This is a genomic window from Thermostichus sp. MS-CIW-41, from assembly GCF_054058915.1.
The window spans coordinates 76,174-94,098 of the sequence record NZ_JBSSBO010000002.1; the positions used below are offsets into that span (position 1 = coordinate 76,174).

Below are 17,925 nucleotides of genomic sequence, written 5' to 3' on the forward strand. Positions count from 1 at the left end.
CAGCGGGTGACAACATCGGTTGATCCGGTCGATCGCGATAGTGGTGCAGACCCCTCTCAGGGGTTGGCAACTCCAGGAGCGGCTACATCCCCCATTCCGGTTTTGGTGGTGGGGGCCTTGGGCAAAATGGGGCGAGAGGTGGTGCGAGCCGTTGCCCAGACGCCCGACATGAGGTTGGTGGGGGCGGTGGCCCGCTCGCAATTGGGCTTGGACATTGGCGAGGTGCTGGGCCTGGGATCCCTGGGGGTGGAGATTACCGATGACTTGTCGGGGCAGTTGCTGAGGTTGTCGCAGCGCAGCAACCGCGGCGTGATGGTGGACTTTACCCATCCTCGGTCGGCCTTTGAACATGTTCGCTCGGCCATTGCCTTTGGCGTACGCCCGGTGGTGGGGACGACGGGCCTGACGCCGGAGCAGGTGGAGCGGCTGCGGGATCTGGCGGACAAGTCGGGTGTGGGCTGTTTAATCGCGCCCAATTTTGCCATCGGCATGATTTTGCTGCAGCAGATGGCGCTGCAGGCGGCCCAGTATTTTGACCACGTTGAGATCATCGAGCTGCACCACAACCGCAAAGCGGATGCCCCCAGCGGCACGGCTCTACAGACGGCCCAACGGCTGGGACAATTGGGCAAAACCTTTAACCCGCCCGTTCGCGACAGCGGGACGGAGTCCTCAGTGGAAGAAAAAGAGCTGATCCCCGGTGCGCGGGGAGGGCTCTCTGGCCCCAACATCCCCATTCACAGCGTTCGTCTGCCGGGGTTGATTGCCCATCAGGAGGTCATTTTTGGTGGGATGGGGCAAACCCTCACCTTGAGACACGACACCACGGATCGGATAGCTTTTATGCCGGGAGTGATCCTGGGGATCCGCAAGGTGCTGCAGCTCAAAGGTTTGGTCTACGGGCTGGAGCAGGTCTTGAGCTAGTGGGTCAGGGGAGGGATCCCGGCCTCATCCAGGATGCGGGGGATGAGGTGCTCGGCTTTGACGGCCATCAGATGCACCCCATGGCAGATCTGGCGGGCCTGACGCACCTGTTCGGCGGCAATGCGGATCCCTTCTTCGAGGGGGTGGGCGGCGTTGGCCAGCCGCTGGATAATCCCGTCTGGGATCTTCACTCCTGGCAGGTTGCGGTTGATAAACTCGGCATTTTTGGCCGACTTGAGCAAAAAGATGCCAGCCAGGATGGGCTTGCCGGCGGGACGGCCCAACTTATCCATGAAGCGCTCCAGTTGCTCAAAGTCGGTAACCATCTGGCTCTGGAAAAATTGGGCCCCGTTTTCCAGCTTGCGGTGGAAGCGCCGCTCCAGGCCGGAAAAGCTGCCCGATTGGGGTTCTACCGCTGCCCCCGGCAACAGATGCGTGCCCCCATCCGGGAGAGGTTTGCCGTTGCAATCGAGGCCATTGTTCAGCCGTTGGATAAGCTGCAGCAAGCGCACCGACTCCAGATCGAATACGGGGCGGGCATCGGGGCAATCGCCGATGTGGATGGGATCCCCGGTGAGGGCCAACACATTGCGCAGGCCGAGAGCTGAGGCCCCCAACAGATCCCCTTGCAGGGCCAGGCGGTTGCGATCTCGACAGGCCAACTGCAGGATCGGTTCAACACCCGCCTGATGCAACAGCACCGAGGCCGCCAACGGGCTCATGCGGGCCATGGCTCGGTTGGAGTCCGTGATGTTGATGGCATGCACCCGCCCCTTGAGCTGCTGGGCCAAAGACAGCAGGGTGCTGGTGTCGGATCCCTTGGGGGGGGTGATCTCGGCGGTGAGCAGAAATTCCCCCTGCTGGATGGCCTGGGCGAAGCGGGACAGGGGAGGTGATGAGGGGATCAGGGCCACAATTCCTGAAGGAAAGGTAAAACGGCTGGCTTATTATCGACTTTTCCGGGAGGTTTTTCCAGACAGGTCGTCCTTTCTCAAGGCTTGGGCGAGGGAAGGGGGCTGGGCGGGGGCTGCACCCGCATTTCCCCCAGCCATATCTGGGGATCCCCCTGTTGCAGATGCTGCCGCCAATCCTGTGCTGCTGCAGGAGGGATCCCGTCCGGGCTTAAAGTCCAGCTCCAGCCGATCACCTGAGGCCAGCGTTGGGCCTCTAGGGCTGCCAGCAGAGGTTGAGAGGCTTCCGAGCCCAGAGCTGGCCCGCGGATCACCACAGGCACTTCCGGGTTGAGGGCCTCAAGGCGGCGGTACAGCGGTTCAAAAGCGGCGGGATCCCCCGTTACCTGTAGGCTCAGCCAGTCCATCCCAGGGAAGTTAGCCCAGGCGGACACGGCCTCTGCATCTTCTCCGTCCAGCTCCACCACCCAGAGCAAATTGGCCGGGGACTCCGTCCCGCTAACGCGAACAGAGCGCAGGGTTTGCATCAGGTGTTGGTAGGCCCGTTGTTGCAGGGAGGACTCCGCACCGCTACCGCGAACGGGATCCCCGTCGCCAACAACGACGGCCAGGATGATGGGGGTGGCAAAGCGCTGGATCCCGCGGGCCCAAGAGCGCAAGGTCTCATCGTGATCCCCATTGGCCAAGGCAGAAAGTTGGGCTGGATCTAGCCGCAGGCGCAGGTAGGGGACTGAGCCGCTTTCCCGCAGGCGACTGGCCAACTGCTGTGGAAAGTCCTGGCGGGGATCCCAGAGGTGATCCACGGCTGCCCAGGCGGGGGGTTGACCGATGGCCTGGCGGTAGGACAAGAGCTGATCCCAAGTGGGAATGCCCGGCCAAGCAGCCCCGTGATATAGCCGGCCCGGAGGTGGCGGCAGCGGCCTACCCCGTTGAAAGGGGGCAGAGTCAGGTGGGATTGGCGAGGTGAGAACAACCTCCAGCCGCAGCGGCGGCAAGACCTCACCGGCAGGGGGATGCGGCAGGGAGAAAGGGAGGATCCAACTGCGCTCCTGGAACTGGCCTCGGATGATCTGCTGAGGGTGAAAGTCCTGGGGAGGTGGCAGCGGTTCCAGCGGGTCTTCCCCCCAGAAAGCCCGTTGGATTACCAAGCGCACCCCTGCGCCGGGGTGGATCAGAGGCGTGGTGGTATCCAGGTGAAAGCTACCCCTGAGGCGGGTGGACGTCTCGTTGGGCTCAACCCGGAAGGAGAAGGTGAGCTGGTCAGGGCGATAGGTGCCCAGAGCGCGGGAAGGGGGAGTGGGGGGCGGGGATCCCGGCAGGCTTTCGCAGTCGGTGCAGGGAAAAATGGCCTGCGGATGGAGAGAGACAGAAGCCTCGCGGGCGGATTGCAATTGCTGGGGGCTGATGACAAAGCTGGCCCAAAGATGCTTCAGACGGGGCTCCCGACCGGGCGAGATATCGGAGAAGGTTCGGCCCTCAGGAGTGGCCGTGCGGGTGCCGGCAGCCGTGCCGTCCAGAGGCACCGTGGAAACTGGGTCGCCAGCACAGCCCCCCAAAAAAACGACCGACAAGATCAGGGGCAGCGCCCAGCCGCAAGTGCTCCGCACCGCTACCGCGACCCAGGGGTCGAGTTTGCAGTTGGATGGCTGGATCATGATCTCACCTCAATACACCACTCCTGCCCGGCTACCGAAGGGAGTCGATGCCGCTCTCGTCTTGTGGACGGTGCGGTTCCCGACGGGGCACCAACGCAAACGGCCAGCAAGATCCCTTTCCCTCCGGTTGCTAGAGGGATCCTCGCCCAGAGGCACACCCTTTGAGATTGATCCCGATCACACCCGTTGCTGAACGGGAAAGGTCTCCGTCCTGCCCAGGCGAACTATCCCTGCGGCACGGTTGCGACTTCTGGGTAAATGGTCAGGATCCCTTCGTAGAGGATTTGGCCGGGCTGCACCTCCAGGCGGTCAATGCGCACGCCGGGATCCAACTGAATGGGGAAATCGGCCAGGCCGGGGATGGGGATCTCTTGGCCTTCGCTCACCCAGAGGGGATTGACCAGCCGCAACCGGTTGGGACCTTGGGCTTCTAGGCCGGTCAGCACCGTCACCGGCGCTTCCACCCCTTCGGGAGTGGTCAGGTTAGCCTGGATGCGCAGCCGACCCTGTTCCAGCGTGACCTGAGGCTGGCGGATAAGAAAAGGCACCACTTGGCCCCCAACGGGCAACTGCACCTGGGCCTGAGCCAGTTGGGCTTGGATGAGGGGAGCCTGGAGGGTGCGGTTCAGGTCTTCCTCGGTAAGGCGCAAGCTCACCTGCACCGGCACAGGGGCCAATAGCCGCAGTGGGCTCCGTCCCTGGATGGCTTCGCCCACATTGAGGCGAATATCCTGGCCCCGCAGCCGCAGATGGCTGACCTGAAAGCCTTGATAGCTGAGGTTGTCTCCCGACACCTGGGCTTGAGGGATCTGCCCATTCAAAATCTGGGCGTCAGAGCCGACAATTTGCACTTGCAGGTTATCGACCCTCTGCACCTCAGAACGGATCCAAGCGGCCACCAAGGGGCTGAGAAGGGATCCGGCAATCTGGGCAAATCCGGGGGGCCAAGGCCAAAACATGGTGGGTAGGCTGAGCAGCAGAGCAAACCCCAGCCGCTGCCCTGCTTGCGAGAGCCGTTGACGGCGACAGGTTGCCGATTGGGCTTCGAGAGGAGACGGATCTGGAGCAGGCCGATGGCAAGACGTGAGCAGCACTGGATACCTCAGGAGCAACAACAAGCGATGGTTTCCACCCAACTACGACCAGACTAGGGCAGGACTTCTCCGCCGAACAGAGGGATCCCCCGCACACTTGGAGAGGCTATCCATCCGTCAACTGCCACCAGAGATACCCCAGCCGCAGATAGTGAAGCCGTAGCCAGGGCAAAGGGAAAGCGCGGGGCGGCTGGCGAAACAGAGCGCTCATCTGGGAAGGGATCCCGGCAATCTCCTGGGCCAGCATTTTGCCCGCCCACACCGCCGTGGCTACACCGCTGCCGTGATAGGCCAAGCCGTACCATAGGCTGGGATCCGCCGGCGAAGGGCCGATGTGGGGGTGAAACTGCCGAGAAAGGCAGACCAGTCCATTCCAGGCGTACTCGATCTCCACCCCTTCCCAAGCAGGGAAAAGACGATAGAGCTGTCGGGTCATCCAAGTGCGCAACTGCTGTCGCTCCGTCGGGGTATCGCGGGTGCCGCCCCGCCCCCCAAACAGCAGGCGCCCATCCGGCAGCAGACGGTAATAGAACAGCAGCCGCCGCATGTCGTAGAGCGGCGTCGGATCCCACCACCCCTGCGCTTTCTGCTCCTGAGGCGTCAGAGGTCGGGTGACCAGGATGTTGGACAGTGCCGGCAACAGGGATCCCGCCAGTTGGGGATACAGGGCCTCTGGGGTGTAGCCATTGGTGGCAATGACCAAGTGCCGAGCGCGCACCGTTCCTCCCGGCGTGTGACAGATGTGTTGGGATCCCACCTTTTCCCAGGCCGTGACCGGACTGCCGCTGTACAGCTTCGCCCCCCACCGGTGGGCCGCTTGGGCCAGTCCTTGGGTGAGCTTGAGGGGGTTGAGGCCAAACCCCACCCCGATGTGCAAAGCACCGTGGTTCTCTTGGCTGTTGAAGCCGCGTTCCCGCAGCTCTTTGGGGTTGAGGAGCTGGGCCGGGTAGCCCGCCACCTGAGTATAGATCAGGTACTCGGCCTCCAATTCCGACCACGCCTGGGGACGATGGGCCACTGCGTAGCAGCCCTGTCCCTGGGCCTCTAGGGAGAAGCCCTCGCTGGCCGCCAGCTCCCGAACGGTTTCCACCGCCTGCCATTGATCCCGATAGTAGCGCTCCGTCTCCGCCAGCCCCACCCGCCGCACCATCTGGGTGTGGGTAAGGTGGCTCGACCCCACCCCGCAAAAGCCACCGTTGCGTCCCGAGGCCCCCCAACCCAGGGATCCCGCCTCCAGCAGGCAGGCAGAAATGCCATGGTCGCGGGCCAGGTGCAGAGCCGTCGATAGCCCCGTCAATCCTCCCCCCACAATGACCACCTCCGCGCCCACCTGCTCCTGCAAAGGTGCCGGATGCCGCCAGCCGGGATCTGCTATCGTGCTGTCCCAGTAGCTGCCGACCGGGCAGGCAGGATCGTAGGTGCTGGCAGGATAAAGGCCCTTTCTCATACGAGCAATGGGAAGAACATCTTGCTGGGCAACGCCGAAGTGCTCGGTACCGCTGAGGCGACCGGTCGCAGGACAAGTGCTGAAGGGGATCCCCTCACTCCTGGGCAACGCTGTCGCAACCGGCAGCAGCGGCCTCCATATCGGCAGGGGTATTGCAGTCCAGGAAGATCTCGGGAGTGTAGAGCTCCACCTCCTGTACCCGCCTGCCCAGATCCTGCAACAACCGGCGCAGGCCCAGGGTTTCTTCTCGGAGATCCAACAGCTTTTCCCGCAAGCGCCTGTCGATCAGGGTAGGGTGCCCCCGTCGCCCTCGATGCACCGGCACAGTAACCCAAGCGCGATGGCGCAGATGGTACTCCAGCAAGCTGTGGTAGATCCACGCCGGGCGGGGCTGATCCACCGCCGAAATGGCCAGCACCTGAAAATCGGCAGGGATCCCTTCCACCCCTACCCGAATGGAGTGGGTCTTGCCCAGCTCAGGAGCCGGATTGACCAGCACCTCTGCCCCTGCCAAGTGGGGTTGGGCTGCCGCCAAATGCTGGGATCCCAGCACCACCCAGGGTTGAAACCCCGCCTGTCGCCACTGGAAAATCTGATAAGACAACAGGGTTTGCCCGTCTTTCCAGGGCAGAAAGGCTTTCGGCTCTCCCATCCGCGTGGAAAACCCAGCCGCCAAGATCAGCGCATGCAGCTTCGGCTCATTTGCCAAGGAGCTTCACCAGCAGAATGCCAAACAAATATAGAAACGTCACAGCCCCGGCCAAAAGGCTCTGGGTGAGGGGATCCGTCGAAGGGGTGAGAATGGCCCCCGCCACCACCGCGCCCAGAACCACGTAGCGCCAGCCCTTGAACATCTGCTCGGCAGTCACCAGCCCCAGCGCCCCCAGCAGCGCCTGCAAAATCGGCACCTGAAAGGCCAGGCCGGTACTGAACAACAGCAGCAGCACAAACTCGAAGTAGCGGTCGATGGACCAAGCCTGATCCACCACCCCTTCGCCGTAGCGGATGAAAAAGTTAAGCGCCGCCGGAATGAGGAGATAGTAGGCAAAGACCAAGCCGGCCACAAAGAGAAGGCTGGATCCCAGCACCACCGGCCCCAGCAGCTTGCGCTCCTTCACGCTCAGCCCCGGCAAGACGAAGCGGGCAATTTGGTAGAGCAAAAAGGGTGTGGCCAGCAATAGCCCCGAGTAGGCCGCCACCTTCACAGAAACGAAAAAATACTCCCCCGGCGCCAGTTGCAAAAAGGTAACCCCCCGAGCGGGCACCTCCAGCAGGGCGACAATGCGGTTCACCACGGCAAAGCAGGCGATGATGCAGATCACCACCGCGATCACGCTGGCCAACAGGCGGCTGCGCAGCTCTTCCAAGTGCTCCATCAAGGTCATCTCGACCTCGTAGGGAAACTCCGGATCCCGCACCCGACCAGGCTCAGGGGCCGCCGCGGCTTGCTCCGGGGACTCGGTCTCAGAGGCAAGGGTCATGGGCCAAGGTGTAACGAGACGTTCCCCGCTATCTTAGCGCTGCCCCCTCTCCAGGGAAAAGCACTTGTCGAGCCGCTATAGGGGGATGTAGCCCTGGCCTGTTAAGGGGGTCTTGGGGTCTGAGCAGAGGGGACGGGGAAGGGGAGTGGCTGCAATTTCTAGCGCTTGCCCAAGCCCAGCGCCTTTTCCACCTGCTGGGCGGCATAGGCCATGGCAAAACAGCAGATGAAGTAGATTAGGCCGATAAAAAACAGCACTTCCCGCTGGGTGCCTAGCCAGTTGGGGTTGGTGAACACCACGCGCCCCGCCTGCAGCAGGTCGATGAGGCCGACAATGAACACCAGCGACGTGTCTTTGAAGAGGGTGAGGAACTCGTTCACCAGCGCCGGAACAGCTGCCCGCAGTGCCTGGGGCAAAATCACCAAAGCGGTCACTTGAAAGGGGTTCAAGCCCAGCGCCCGTGCCGCCTCCAGCTGGCCCAGCGGGATTGACTGCAGGCCGCCCCGCACGTCCTCGGCCACGTACACGGCTGTAAACAAGATGAAGGCCACCTCCGCCCTGATGATCAGGTTGACGCTGATCCCCCCCAGAAAGAAGGGCACCAACAGCCAGGCGGCAAACAGAATGGTGGTCAGAGGCACCCCCCGCACCAGCTCGATCACCAGCGTGCAGAAGATCCGGATTACCGGCAACGCCCGATTGGCCCGGCCCAACGCCAGCAACACCCCAATGGGGAAGCCGATGATCATGGCGGCTGCCGCCAAGATCAAGGTCAGCAGCAGTCCAGACAGTTGCTCAGCCCGCACTGCCGGCCAAGGGGGGCCCAGGTCGCCCAGCAGCAGCTGCAGACAGAGGGGCAAGATCAGGGCCCAAACCCAGATGGAAGCCAGCCGCCAGGATTCCCGTCCCCGACTGAGGGCAATAGCGGCAAAAGTGACGCCAGAGCAAACCGCCAGCCACCCCTGCGACTGGGTTCCCAAAGGCAGGAAAGCGGCCAAGCCCATAGCAGCTCCCAAGAGAATGAGGTAGTGCAGCAGCACACCGCCCCAAGTCCCCCCCGCTACCCCTAGGGTGGCCAGTACAATCCCCAGCACCGCCCACACCCGCCACAGTTGGCTGCTGGGGTAGGTGCCGCTGGCAAAGATTTTCAGGTTGGCCGGGATCACTTCCCAGCGGGCTTGGGTGAACGCCCAGTTCCAGAACAGGGAAATTGCCCAGGCCAACACCAAGGCAGAGACCAAGGTGAGCAAGGTGCTCAGCCAGGAGTCGAACAGGTTGCGGCGCACCCAAGCCAGAGGACTTTGTTTCTCCCTGGGGGGGAGTACCTTTTCTTCTTCTATAAGCGGAGAGGAGAGACTGCTGGGCATGGGTTAGCGCTCCACCAATTTGACGCGGGCATTGAGCCAGTTCATGCCGTAGGAAACCACCAGGTTAAAGGTCAGGTAGGTGGCCATGAGGATGGCGAACATCTCCACCGAACGTCCCGACTGATTGATGATGGTGCTGCTGATGTTGAACAGATCGGAAAAGCCAACGGCAATGGCCAAGCTGGAGTTTTTGATCAGGGTGAGATACTGAGTGTTCAACGAGGGGATCATGATCCGCAGGGCCTGGGGCACAATCACCAAGCGAAAGGTTTGCAGCTCCGACAGGCCGACGGCCCGGGCCGCCTCCCACTGCCCCCGCGGTACGGCCAAAAAGGATCCGCGCACCACTTCGGCGATATAGCAGCCGGTGTAGGTCACCAAGCCCAGCATCATGGCGGTAAACTCCGCCGAAAGCTGGATCCCACCCCGGAAGTTAAAGCGCTCCAGTACCGGGACATCCAGCCGCACCGGCGGCTCTGGGAAGAGCACCCAGCAGGCCACCGCCAGCAGCGCCACCCCCGCAGCCACCCACAGGTTCCGCTGCCGGGATCCCAGCTCGGGTCGGCAGACTAGGAGCAGCTTGCGGATCCCCCACCCAGCCGCGATTACAATGGCCAGCGCGGGAACCAGCCAGCCGCTGGGATCCAACCCGGGCAGCTTCACTCCCCGCTGGTTGATAAAGACAAGCCCGCCGATGGAGAGACTGTTGCGCACCCCCGGCAGGGTGAGGATCACCCCCTGGTACCAGAAGATCACGATCAGCAGCACCGGGACATTGCGAAAGATCTCGGTGATGACGGTAGCCAATTGGCGGGCCAGCCAGTTGCTGGAGAGGCGGGCGATCCCCAAGACAAAGCCCATCGCCGTCGCCAACACAATGCTGACCGCGGACAGCCAGAGGGTGTTCACCGCCCCCACCACCAGCGCCTTCAGGTAGCTCTCGGAAGGGTCGTAGGGGATCAGCCCCTCGGTGATCCCAAAGTTGGCGGAGTTGCCCAGAAAGCGAAAGCCCAAACTGATGCCCAGGCGGCGCAGGCTGGCGAGGAGATTTTGGGCGAGGATCCCGAACACCAGCAGCACGGCCACGACAAAGGCCACCTGCAGCAAGAGCTTCAGGATACGCTCATCCCGCCACCAGGGGGGGCGAAGGTGGGGCTGGTCAGACAGTGCAGTCATGGGGCGCAGGCAACAATCCAAAGTATGACAGGAAACAAGGGATCCCTGGCCGGTACTGACCAACCGGGCTCCCTGTCCCAGGGGGGGCGATGGCTCCCGGATTTGCGATTAGCGGAAAGGCGGCGCGTACTGGATCCCGCCTTTGGTGTAGGGCTGGTTCAAGCCCCGCGGCACGCCCAAGGGGGTCAGGTGGCGGTCGAAGATCTCGCCGTAGTTGCCCACCGCCTTGATGACATTGACCACCCAATCCGGCTTCAGGCCCAGCAGCTCTCCCAGGTTGCCTTCCTGGCCCAAGAAGCGGCGAATGTCGGGATCCTCGGACTTGAGGAACTCGTCCACATTGGCGCTGGTGATCCCCTTTTCTTCTGCATAGAAGAGGGCGTAGACCGTCCAGTTCATAATGTCGGAGAAACTCTCATCTCCGTGGGGAACCAGCGGCCCCAAGGGCTCTTTGGAGATCACCTCCGGCAAGATCACGTGGTCGTCGGGAGAAGCCAAGCTGGCCCGGCGGGAGATGAGGGCGCTTTGGTCGCTGGTGATGGCATCGCAACGGCCCTCTTCGTAGGCGTTGAAAGAGGAATCATCGCCGTCGAAGGTTACTGGCGTAAAGGCAATGCCACGGGCGCGGAAGGTATCCGCCAAGTTCAGCTCGGTGGTGGTGCCGGCAATCACACAGATGGTGGCCCCGTTCAGGTCTTCCAGCTTTTCCACCCCCAGCGACTTCCGCACCATAAATCCTTGGCCGTCGTAGTAGGTGGTGGGGCCGAAGGTCACCGCCCACTCGCGATCCCGGGTGAGGGTCCAGGTGGTGTTGCGGCTAATCATATCGACCTCGCCCGACTGAATCGCAGACTGGCGATTGGCCGCCGTCAGGTAGACGTATCGAACCTTGTCCGGATCTCCAAAGAGAGCGGCAGCTACTGCCCGGCAGATGTCGATATCAAAACCCACATACTTGCCTTGGTCATCCAGGTTGCCGAATCCGGGCAGTTGGTTGTTTACCCCACAGATCAACTCGCCCCGAGCCTTGATGCGGTCGGTGAGCGGCCCCAGCTGCGCCCAAGCGGGAAGGGACTGCAGGCCCATAGACAACGCCAGTGCCCCGGCCAAGGGAGCCAATCCGTTCAAATGCTTTATCCAGTTCATAAAATTACCCCATGTCAATCCTCAAGATCTTCGTCGTCAACAGTCGTTCATACACGGCACTTCAACCGAGATACCGTGCCATTGGGTTACACTCCTGCCACACCCCACACCCCATAGAATGGTTTGCCATAGGCGCCTACGATTTTCTCAAAGCCTTACATGTCAGGGCGTATGGAAATGTTGCAGAGGCTACGGTTGTGGCTCGGCCAGTTCTGCCATGGTACCCATGCCTGCTTTGGTGAAACTTAGGGAGTCACCCACCCATGCAAGGATCCCCGCACATAAGGTCTTCACTCTCTCCGCAAAGTGCAGCCAGCGCTGACATTATCCAATGCGAAGATGTTCACAAATGGTACGGCGATTTCCACGTCCTCAAGGGCATTACCACCCGCATCCGCCGCGGAGAGGTGGTGGTGGTCTGTGGGCCTTCAGGTTCGGGCAAGTCAACGTTTATTCGCACGTTGAACCGCTTAGAAGAACACCAGAGAGGGCGCATTGTGGTAGATGGCATTGAGCTAACCAGCGACCTGCGCAACATCGATGCCATTCGCCGCGAGGTGGGCATGGTTTTTCAACAGTTCAACCTGTTTCCCCATCTCACGGTTTTGCAAAATGTAACCCTTGGCCCAATCCACGTGAAAAAGATGAAAAAAAGTGAGGCGATAGAGCGGGCTATGGAACTGCTAAGCCGCGTGGGGATCGCCGAGCAAGCAGAAAAATACCCGGGGCAACTTTCGGGGGGGCAGCAGCAGCGGGTGGCGATTGCCCGCGCCTTGGCCATGAATCCGGCGGTGATGCTCTTCGATGAGCCCACCTCGGCCTTGGATCCAGAGATGATCAAGGAGGTGCTGGACGTGATGCGGGAGTTGGCCCGCTCGGGGATGACCATGGTGTGTGTAACCCACGAGATGGGCTTTGCCCGCGAGGTGGCGGATCGGATTATCTTCTTCGACCGCGGCAAGATCGTGGAGGAAAACACCCCCCAAGAGTTTTTCAGCAATCCGAAAGAAGAGCGCTCCCGCCTGTTTTTATCCCAGATCCTTTCCCACTAGCGAGTCCTTCAGAAGGGGGTGAGGCGTGCCAGAAAAGCCCCCTCCGGCTCTTGATAGACAATCTGCCCCTGCCAGCCGTTGGCGTGGGCACACTGCAGCAGGGTTTCCGGATCTACAAATAGCCAGGGAAAGGGATCCCCCCGCTGGCCGTTGTACTCGGCTACAAAGTTCACTACCTTGGCTTTTGCCTCGCTCCCTTCCTGCCAATCTTCTGAGCCACCTGCTTCGAGGTGGGCAGGAGCGGCCAGCTTGCCAGAGGGATCTTCCAAGTTTTCTAAACGCCCTCCCTCTTCTGCCGGCAGATTCCGCAGATCTGCGAGGTCGCTGGCATCGCTCAAATCGGTGGAATCCAGGAGCAACTGGCCAGTGGGCTGAACCCAGTGGCGAGCCAGGCGCAAAAAACGCTCCAAGCCCGACAGGGATCCCGCCAAGCCGACGCCGTTCATCAGCAGGAGTAGGGTATCGAAGGGCTCTCCTGGCCCCGCCCAGTGGAAAAGATCGGCGGCAATGCGGCAGCGCACCCCCCGCTCTGCCATGATCTGCAACGCCACCGGGGAGCGATCCAAAGCGGCCACGGCCAATCCTTCCTCCTGCAGCAGCAGGCTGTGGCGGCCCGTACCGGCGCCGATGTCTAGCACCCGACCGCGGCATAGATCCAAAGCCATGGCCTCCACCTCCGGCAGCTCCTGGGTGAAGAACACCTCTGGGGAGACCACCTGGGGCTCTTCCGCCAACGGGATCCCCTCCAGGCCGTAGGCATGCAAGAGAAGGGATCCCTTGGCCTCTCCTCGGTGCCAGTCCCATAGGGCTTGCTCCAAGGGATCCTGAAGTGGGTAATTCTCGACAGCCTTTATCATGGAAGGGGAAAGCTAAACCATTGACCCGATGGCCATCGTCGCCTTTCTTTACGGTGCCGCTATCGTCCTTTTGCTGATTGCAGCAGTGGTTTGGGCAACATCTCGGCAGTTCAATGTGGAGACCGAGACGCAGATCGGCACCTCGCCAGAAGAGCCCTCCGAGACCTCATCCGTTCCCATTTCCATTGTGGAGCAGCTAGAGCGCCAATACCGCAACAGCCCTTCCTACCGTCCCGATCCGTGACATACTCCCGCACTCATGCTGATGCATAGTCGGAGATCCTTAGAGATCCTTGGAAAGATGACTTTTGAGGATTCCTGAGGATACAAGCAGTGTCTTTGCTGGCCAAAAGCTAGCGTTTTCTCTCTCTATAGTGTGATATATGGTTGCCAAGTCTCCACCACCCATTGTCTACATTGCCTTGGGGCTATTGCTACTCTGGGGCGGTCATCGCGCTTGGCAGGCGGGCTATGTTCGCTGGCCGGAAGGCATTTCTCTACCGCCAGTATCGCTGCCAGGGTTGGGGGGTGGAGCACAAGATCTGCTCCTGACCAGCGGCGAGCGCACCTTGTTTGCCGATAGCAGTCCCGCTGCCGTTGCCGCTGCAGAGCTGTTGCGCCAAGGTAACCTCAGCGCAGCCATCCCGGTGTTGGAGATGGGGCTGCAAAGCAACCGCAACGACCCGGAAGCTCGCATTTTCTTGAACAATGCCCGTGCCCAGCAGCAGGGCAGTCCCTTGAGCCTGGCGGTGGTGGTGCCCATCTCCAGCAACCCCAACCGCGCCAAAGAGACCCTGCGCGGGGTGGCGCAAGCTCAGGAGGAGCTTTTCCAACAGGGGGGAATCGGAGGACGGCTGCTGCGGGTAGTGATTGCCGACGATGGCGATAACCCTGAGCGAGCAGCAGCGGTGGCCAAAGCCCTGGTGGCGCAGCCTGAGATCTTGGGGGTGATTGGCCATAACACCAGCGATGCCACCCTGGCTGCAGCCGAGGTTTATCAGCCTGCCGGCTTGGCGATGATCTCCTCCACCTCCACCAGCACTCGCATCAGCATGCTGGGGGATGCCATTTTTCGCACCGTGCCCTCGGATCAAGTGGCCGGCACACAACTGGCCCGTTATGCTCTCAGCACGTTGCGGCTGCAAAGGGTGGCCATCTTCTACAACCCCAACAGCGCCTACAGCTCCAGCTTGCGCGATGCCTTTGCCTCCACCCTGACCAGCGAAGGGGGCATCGTGCTGGCGGAGTTCGACTTATCGGCGTCGGACTTCAACCCCCAGGCCAGCCTGCAAAGGGCCGTCGGCCAAGGAGCCCAGGTAGCTTTTTTAGCTCCCACGGCTTCCGTAGCCGAAAAAGCGCTGGCCGTAGCCCGCGAGAACGCTGTAGCTGGTAAGCCCCTTGCTCTTCTGGGCGGCGATGTGCTCTTCAGCCTCACCACATTGCAAGAAGGGGGAGCAGCGGTAGAGGGCTTGGTGGTGGCGGTACCCTGGCATCCCCAGGTGCCGCGCAACCGCGAGTTTGCCCAGAAGGCAGCCCAGCTCTGGGGAGGGCAGGTGAGCTGGCGCACCGCTCTGGCCTACGACGCCACCCGGGCTTTTTTGCGAGCCATCCAGCAGGGATCCCCCAGCCGCAGCACTGTTCTCGCCGCCCTGGGCGACCCGAACTTCCGCTTGCCGGACGGCGCTTCCGGAGAAGTGCGCTTCTTGCCCTCCGGCGACCGCAATGCTCCCCATGTGCTGGTGCGGGTTGAGCCCGGCAACCGCTCCGGTACCGGCTACGATTTTGTGCCTCTCCCCTAGGGATCCCGGCAGACGCTACAGTGGGGGATGCTCTCAATCTCCTCAGAATCGAATGGATCCCATGCCCACTCGGATCACAGCCTGCTTTCAGGCGCTGCGCAGCCGTGGTGAAAAGGCCCTCATCCCCTACCTCACCGCTGGGGATCCCAACTTGGAGACGACCTTCGAGGCTTTGCAGGTTCTGGATCAGAGTGGCGCCGATCTCATCGAGCTGGGGGTACCCTACTCGGATCCCTTGGCGGATGGGCCGGTGATCCAAGCAGCAGCCACCCGCGCCCTCAGTCGGGGAGTCACTTTGGGCGCCATTCTACAAGGCTTGCGCTGTCTCTCGCTGCAGGCCCCCCTGATCCTGTTCACCTACTACAACCCCATCCACCAGCTCGGCATCCCCAACTTTCTGCATCAACTGCGGCAGGCCGGCTGTGCCGGCTTGGTCGTCCCCGATCTGCCTCTGGAAGAGGCGGGATCCCTGCGACAAGCAGCCCAGGCCGAAGAGATCGACCTCATCCTGCTGGTGGCCCCCACCAGCCCCCTGGAGCGCATGCGCCGCATTGCCCAGCAGTCCAGTGGCTTTGTCTACTTGGTCAGCACCACCGGCGTTACCGGCGAACGGGCCACCCTGGAAAAGCGGATCCCGGCTTTGCTGCAGCAACTGCGCCAACAAACCCCCCTGCCGATTGGGGTGGGCTTCGGCATCTCCACTCCCGACCAGGCCCGCCAGATCGCTCTCTGGGGAGCAGATGCGGCGATTGTGGGCAGCGCATTTGTGCAACGGCTGGCCAAAGCCCCCACGCCTGAAGAAGGACTGCAACAAATAGCTCACTTTTGTCGAGCCCTCAAAGCGGCCCTGCAAGAGGTGACCCCTCCAGAGTGTTAACTTCTGTTCAGGAAGGTGCCCACTCAGACTGCTTCCATCTCAAAACAAATGTTTACATTCCGTAAGCCAGCCCGCAGACCCATTTCCCCCCTGCTGCGCCCCACAGTCGGGGGATCCCAGGCTAAGCAGACATTTTGGTATCGATGGGTTTGTAAATCTTCACAAAACACTCATCCATCCCGCGATATAAAATTAGGCTGGATGCTCGGCTGTCTGAAAGTCGCAGAGGTTCTTGACCTATCTAAAAATTTAGGGGTTCGGTGGGGGGTCTGCTGCCACGGAATCCTTGATTTTTGGGGGTCAAAGAGGATCCCGCAAAAAAGCTTGGGATTCGGCTTTTGGGAGGTTCAGCCAGTCGCTCACCACTTTTTGGAAAGACCAGAAGGAGATCCATCATGCAAGATGCTTTTACCCGGGTGATCGCTCAGGCAGATGCACGCGGTGCCTTTTTAAGTGACCAAGACTTTGACCGTCTGGCGGCTTTGGTGGCAGAGGGCAACAAGCGCCTGGATGCCGTCAACCGCATGACCAGCAACGCCGCCCAAATCGTAACCAACGCAGCTCGGTCTTTGTTTGCTCAAGAGCCGGATCTGATCGCTCCCGGCGGCAATGCTTACACCAACCGCCGCATGGCTGCCTGCCTACGGGACATGGAGATCATCCTGCGCTACATCACCTATGCCACCTTGGCCGGGGATAGCTCTGTGCTGGAAGATCGCTGCCTGAACGGCCTGCGGGAAACCTACATTGCTCTGGGGGTGCCCACCACTTCTGTGGCCAATGCCATTGCTGCTATGAAGAAGGAAGCGCTGGCCAAGATCATGGATCCGAAGGGCATCACCCCTGGCGACTGCTCTGCGCTGCAAAGCGAAGTGGCCAGCTACTTCGATAAGGCTGCTGCCGCCATCGTTTGAGCTTTGGGTCGAAGCTGGCTTAGTCGTCCCTTTTTAGATCGGTTAGATCCCTTCATTTCTGATAGGCAGGTGGAGATCCAGTCCGCCTTTCCTACAGAATGTTCGTTAACAACACAATTGATGAATTTAGGAGTTGCAAGGTGAAAACCGTCATCACTGAAGCGATTGCTGCCGCTGACAATCAAGGGCGTTTTCTGAATGCCAGCGAGCTGCAGGCCGTGAATGGTCGTTACCAGCGTGCTGCTGCTTCTCTGGAAGCGGCCCGTGTCCTAACCAACAATCAGCAAACCCTGGTGCGGGAAGCGGTGCAGGAAGTGTTCAAGAGGTTCCCTTACCTGACTCAGCCGGGTGAAATGGGCCACGGCGATGTGTTTCAAGCCAAGTGTGCCCGCGACATCGGCTACTACCTCCGCTTCATTACCTATTCTCTGGTTGCAGGTGGCACCGGCCCCCTCGATGAATACCTGGTGGCCGGACTGCGGGAAGTGAACCGCTCCTTTAACCTCTCTCCCAGCTGGTACATCGTGGCTCTGCAGTACATGAAGAGCCGCGCTCTGGGCATGCTGAGCGGTCAAGCGGCCAACGAAGCTGCCATCTACTTCGATTACGCCATCAACGCCCTCAGCTAGGGGATCCCAGGGCAGAGATCCCTGCTTGTTGGGAGTGGACGATCTCTTTCTTTGTCTTCCAATTGTGTGTCTCTCCAGAGCAGGCGACGGCTCCAAAGAGGTCTATTCCACCTGTTTCCAGGTTGGTTTGGCGCCTTGGCTTCTCTTAAGCCGGTTGGGTTGGTCGCCTGCTCTCCAGTCTGGGGTAGTTAGCCTTTGGATTGTAGGCATTGCCCAACGGCAGCGTGCTGGTTCGCGAGAATAGCCGGTACGGCTTGTTCGCTGGTCAGTTTGCCTGTCTTCCAAACGAAGTCTCATAGATACCTGGGGAAAGCGATGTTTGGTCAAAGCACCACCAGCCCTGAAGCCCTGACAGAAGCCGGCAGCCGGGTTTACCGAGTTGAGTACACCGGTCTGCTCAACCCGCCCGATGCTCTGGCCACCTCTGCCAAAGTTCGCCGCAGCACCCTGAGCACCACCGTTCCCTACAGTCGGTTGTCTGCCGAGATGCAGCGCATTCTGCGGATGGGTGGCAAAATCGTGCAGGTCACTGCCTTGTCGGGAGCCAATGCCTCTCCCGCTCAGGGCAACGGCGCTGCTGAGTGAGGGAGGCCCGA

18 protein-coding genes are annotated in these 17,925 nt (G+C 61.1%); 8 read left to right on the forward strand and 10 right to left on the reverse strand.

The features are described from left to right. The first annotated feature begins 63 nt into the window (after window positions 1–63). Window positions 64–924 carry a 4-hydroxy-tetrahydrodipicolinate reductase gene (dapB, locus tag ACVWXE_RS01285; RefSeq protein ID WP_457489411.1) on the forward strand — a complete coding sequence of 287 codons (861 nt, stop codon included), beginning with the start codon at window positions 64–66 and terminating at the stop codon, window positions 922–924. Here the strand turns inward: dapB and ACVWXE_RS01290 are convergent. From ACVWXE_RS01290 to ACVWXE_RS01330, 9 genes are all read right to left on the reverse strand, one after another. Next, a complete protein-coding gene (locus ACVWXE_RS01290; RefSeq protein ID WP_414521750.1) occupies window positions 921–1,838 on the reverse strand; it encodes a methylenetetrahydrofolate reductase in 918 nt (305 codons plus the stop codon). The two genes, dapB and ACVWXE_RS01290, sit on opposite strands and share 4 nt — an antisense overlap. 77 nt (window positions 1,839–1,915) lie before the next feature. Further along, entirely contained in the window at window positions 1,916–3,490 is a 1,575-nt protein-coding gene (locus ACVWXE_RS01295) for a hypothetical protein (RefSeq protein ID WP_457489390.1), read from the reverse strand. A gap of 224 nt (window positions 3,491–3,714) precedes the next feature. After that, window positions 3,715–4,605 (reverse strand): LmeA family phospholipid-binding protein, encoded by an 891-nt coding sequence (locus ACVWXE_RS01300; protein WP_457385312.1) that lies wholly within the window; start codon window positions 4,603–4,605, stop codon window positions 3,715–3,717. Between the two features lie 85 nt (window positions 4,606–4,690). Then, window positions 4,691–6,139 (reverse strand): NAD(P)/FAD-dependent oxidoreductase, encoded by a 1,449-nt coding sequence (locus ACVWXE_RS01305; protein ID WP_457385313.1) that lies wholly within the window; start codon window positions 6,137–6,139, stop codon window positions 4,691–4,693. Then, complete coding sequence (locus tag ACVWXE_RS01310; protein ID WP_414349906.1) at window positions 6,126–6,740, reverse strand: nucleotidyltransferase family protein; 615 nt, start codon at window positions 6,738–6,740, stop codon at window positions 6,126–6,128. Before ACVWXE_RS01310 ends, ACVWXE_RS01305 begins: the two co-directional genes overlap by 14 nt. Continuing rightward, window positions 6,730–7,512 (reverse strand): twin-arginine translocase subunit TatC, encoded by a 783-nt coding sequence (gene tatC, locus ACVWXE_RS01315; protein ID WP_457443282.1) that lies wholly within the window; start codon window positions 7,510–7,512, stop codon window positions 6,730–6,732. The genes ACVWXE_RS01310 and tatC overlap by 11 nt, the downstream gene beginning before the upstream one ends. Before the next feature lie 158 nt (window positions 7,513–7,670). Next, window positions 7,671–8,879, reverse strand: a complete 1,209-nt coding sequence (locus ACVWXE_RS01320; RefSeq protein ID WP_457489391.1) for an amino acid ABC transporter permease — start codon at window positions 8,877–8,879, stop codon at window positions 7,671–7,673. A 3-nt stretch (window positions 8,880–8,882) separates the two neighbouring features. Next, entirely contained in the window at window positions 8,883–10,055 is a 1,173-nt protein-coding gene (locus tag ACVWXE_RS01325) for an amino acid ABC transporter permease (protein WP_457489392.1), read from the reverse strand. Window positions 10,056–10,163: 108 nt separating this feature from the next. Then, window positions 10,164–11,201, reverse strand: coding sequence for an amino acid ABC transporter substrate-binding protein (locus tag ACVWXE_RS01330; RefSeq protein ID WP_414373172.1), 1,038 nt, complete (start codon window positions 11,199–11,201; stop codon window positions 10,164–10,166). 263 nt (window positions 11,202–11,464) lie between these two features. Between ACVWXE_RS01330 and ACVWXE_RS01335 the strand changes: the two genes are divergently transcribed. After that, window positions 11,465–12,253 carry an amino acid ABC transporter ATP-binding protein gene (locus ACVWXE_RS01335; protein WP_011432567.1) on the forward strand — a complete coding sequence of 263 codons (789 nt, stop codon included), beginning with the start codon at window positions 11,465–11,467 and terminating at the stop codon, window positions 12,251–12,253. Window positions 12,254–12,261: 8 nt separating this feature from the next. Here the strand turns inward: ACVWXE_RS01335 and ACVWXE_RS01340 are convergent, their stop codons facing one another. Further along, window positions 12,262–13,110 carry a class I SAM-dependent methyltransferase gene (locus ACVWXE_RS01340; RefSeq protein ID WP_011432568.1) on the reverse strand — a complete coding sequence of 283 codons (849 nt, stop codon included), beginning with the start codon at window positions 13,108–13,110 and terminating at the stop codon, window positions 12,262–12,264. A 28-nt stretch (window positions 13,111–13,138) separates the two neighbouring features. Between ACVWXE_RS01340 and ACVWXE_RS01345 the strand changes: the two genes are divergently transcribed. The 6 genes from ACVWXE_RS01345 to ACVWXE_RS01370 all read left to right on the forward strand — a co-directional run bounded on the left by ACVWXE_RS01345 (window position 13,139) and on the right by ACVWXE_RS01370 (window position 17,914). Next, window positions 13,139–13,354, forward strand: a complete 216-nt coding sequence (locus tag ACVWXE_RS01345; RefSeq protein WP_011430147.1) for a hypothetical protein — start codon at window positions 13,139–13,141, stop codon at window positions 13,352–13,354. Window positions 13,355–13,493: 139 nt separating this feature from the next. Continuing rightward, window positions 13,494–14,909: an ABC transporter substrate-binding protein gene (locus ACVWXE_RS01350; protein WP_457489393.1), complete on the forward strand. Its 1,416-nt coding sequence runs from the start codon at window positions 13,494–13,496 to the stop codon at window positions 14,907–14,909. A gap of 61 nt (window positions 14,910–14,970) precedes the next feature. Next, a complete protein-coding gene (gene trpA, locus ACVWXE_RS01355; RefSeq protein ID WP_457489394.1) occupies window positions 14,971–15,786 on the forward strand; it encodes a tryptophan synthase subunit alpha in 816 nt (271 codons plus the stop codon). 395 nt (window positions 15,787–16,181) lie between these two features. After that, complete coding sequence (locus tag ACVWXE_RS01360; protein ID WP_457385326.1) at window positions 16,182–16,700, forward strand: phycocyanin subunit beta; 519 nt, start codon at window positions 16,182–16,184, stop codon at window positions 16,698–16,700. A 98-nt stretch (window positions 16,701–16,798) separates the two neighbouring features. Then, window positions 16,799–17,329 (forward strand): phycocyanin subunit alpha, encoded by a 531-nt coding sequence (locus ACVWXE_RS01365; RefSeq protein WP_457385328.1) that lies wholly within the window; start codon window positions 16,799–16,801, stop codon window positions 17,327–17,329. A gap of 315 nt (window positions 17,330–17,644) precedes the next feature. Then, window positions 17,645–17,914, forward strand: a complete 270-nt coding sequence (locus ACVWXE_RS01370; RefSeq protein ID WP_011432575.1) for a phycobilisome linker polypeptide — start codon at window positions 17,645–17,647, stop codon at window positions 17,912–17,914. The last annotated feature ends 11 nt before the right edge of the window (window positions 17,915–17,925 follow it).

Coding starts and splice junctions, on each gene's coding strand:
- ACVWXE_RS01370 (WP_011432575.1), top strand. CDS start 17,645: ATGTTTGGTCAAAGCACCACCAGCCCTGAAGCCCTGACAGAAGCCGGC.
- ACVWXE_RS01365 (WP_457385328.1), top strand. CDS start 16,799: ATGTTCGTTAACAACACAATTGATGAATTTAGGAGTTGCAAGGTGAAA.
- ACVWXE_RS01340 (WP_011432568.1), bottom strand. CDS start 13,110: ATGATAAAGGCTGTCGAGAATTACCCACTTCAGGATCCCTTGGAGCAA.
- ACVWXE_RS01345 (WP_011430147.1), top strand. CDS start 13,139: ATGGCCATCGTCGCCTTTCTTTACGGTGCCGCTATCGTCCTTTTGCTG.
- tatC (WP_457443282.1), bottom strand. CDS start 7,512: ATGACCCTTGCCTCTGAGACCGAGTCCCCGGAGCAAGCCGCGGCGGCC.
- ACVWXE_RS01360 (WP_457385326.1), top strand. CDS start 16,182: ATGCAAGATGCTTTTACCCGGGTGATCGCTCAGGCAGATGCACGCGGT.
- trpA (WP_457489394.1), top strand. CDS start 14,971: ATGCCCACTCGGATCACAGCCTGCTTTCAGGCGCTGCGCAGCCGTGGT.
- ACVWXE_RS01335 (WP_011432567.1), top strand. CDS start 11,465: ATGCAAGGATCCCCGCACATAAGGTCTTCACTCTCTCCGCAAAGTGCA.
- ACVWXE_RS01325 (WP_457489392.1), bottom strand. CDS start 10,055: ATGACTGCACTGTCTGACCAGCCCCACCTTCGCCCCCCCTGGTGGCGG.
- ACVWXE_RS01320 (WP_457489391.1), bottom strand. CDS start 8,879: ATGCCCAGCAGTCTCTCCTCTCCGCTTATAGAAGAAGAAAAGGTACTC.
- ACVWXE_RS01295 (WP_457489390.1), bottom strand. CDS start 3,490: ATGATCCAGCCATCCAACTGCAAACTCGACCCCTGGGTCGCGGTAGCG.
- ACVWXE_RS01330 (WP_414373172.1), bottom strand. CDS start 11,201: ATGAACTGGATAAAGCATTTGAACGGATTGGCTCCCTTGGCCGGGGCA.
- ACVWXE_RS01350 (WP_457489393.1), top strand. CDS start 13,494: ATGGTTGCCAAGTCTCCACCACCCATTGTCTACATTGCCTTGGGGCTA.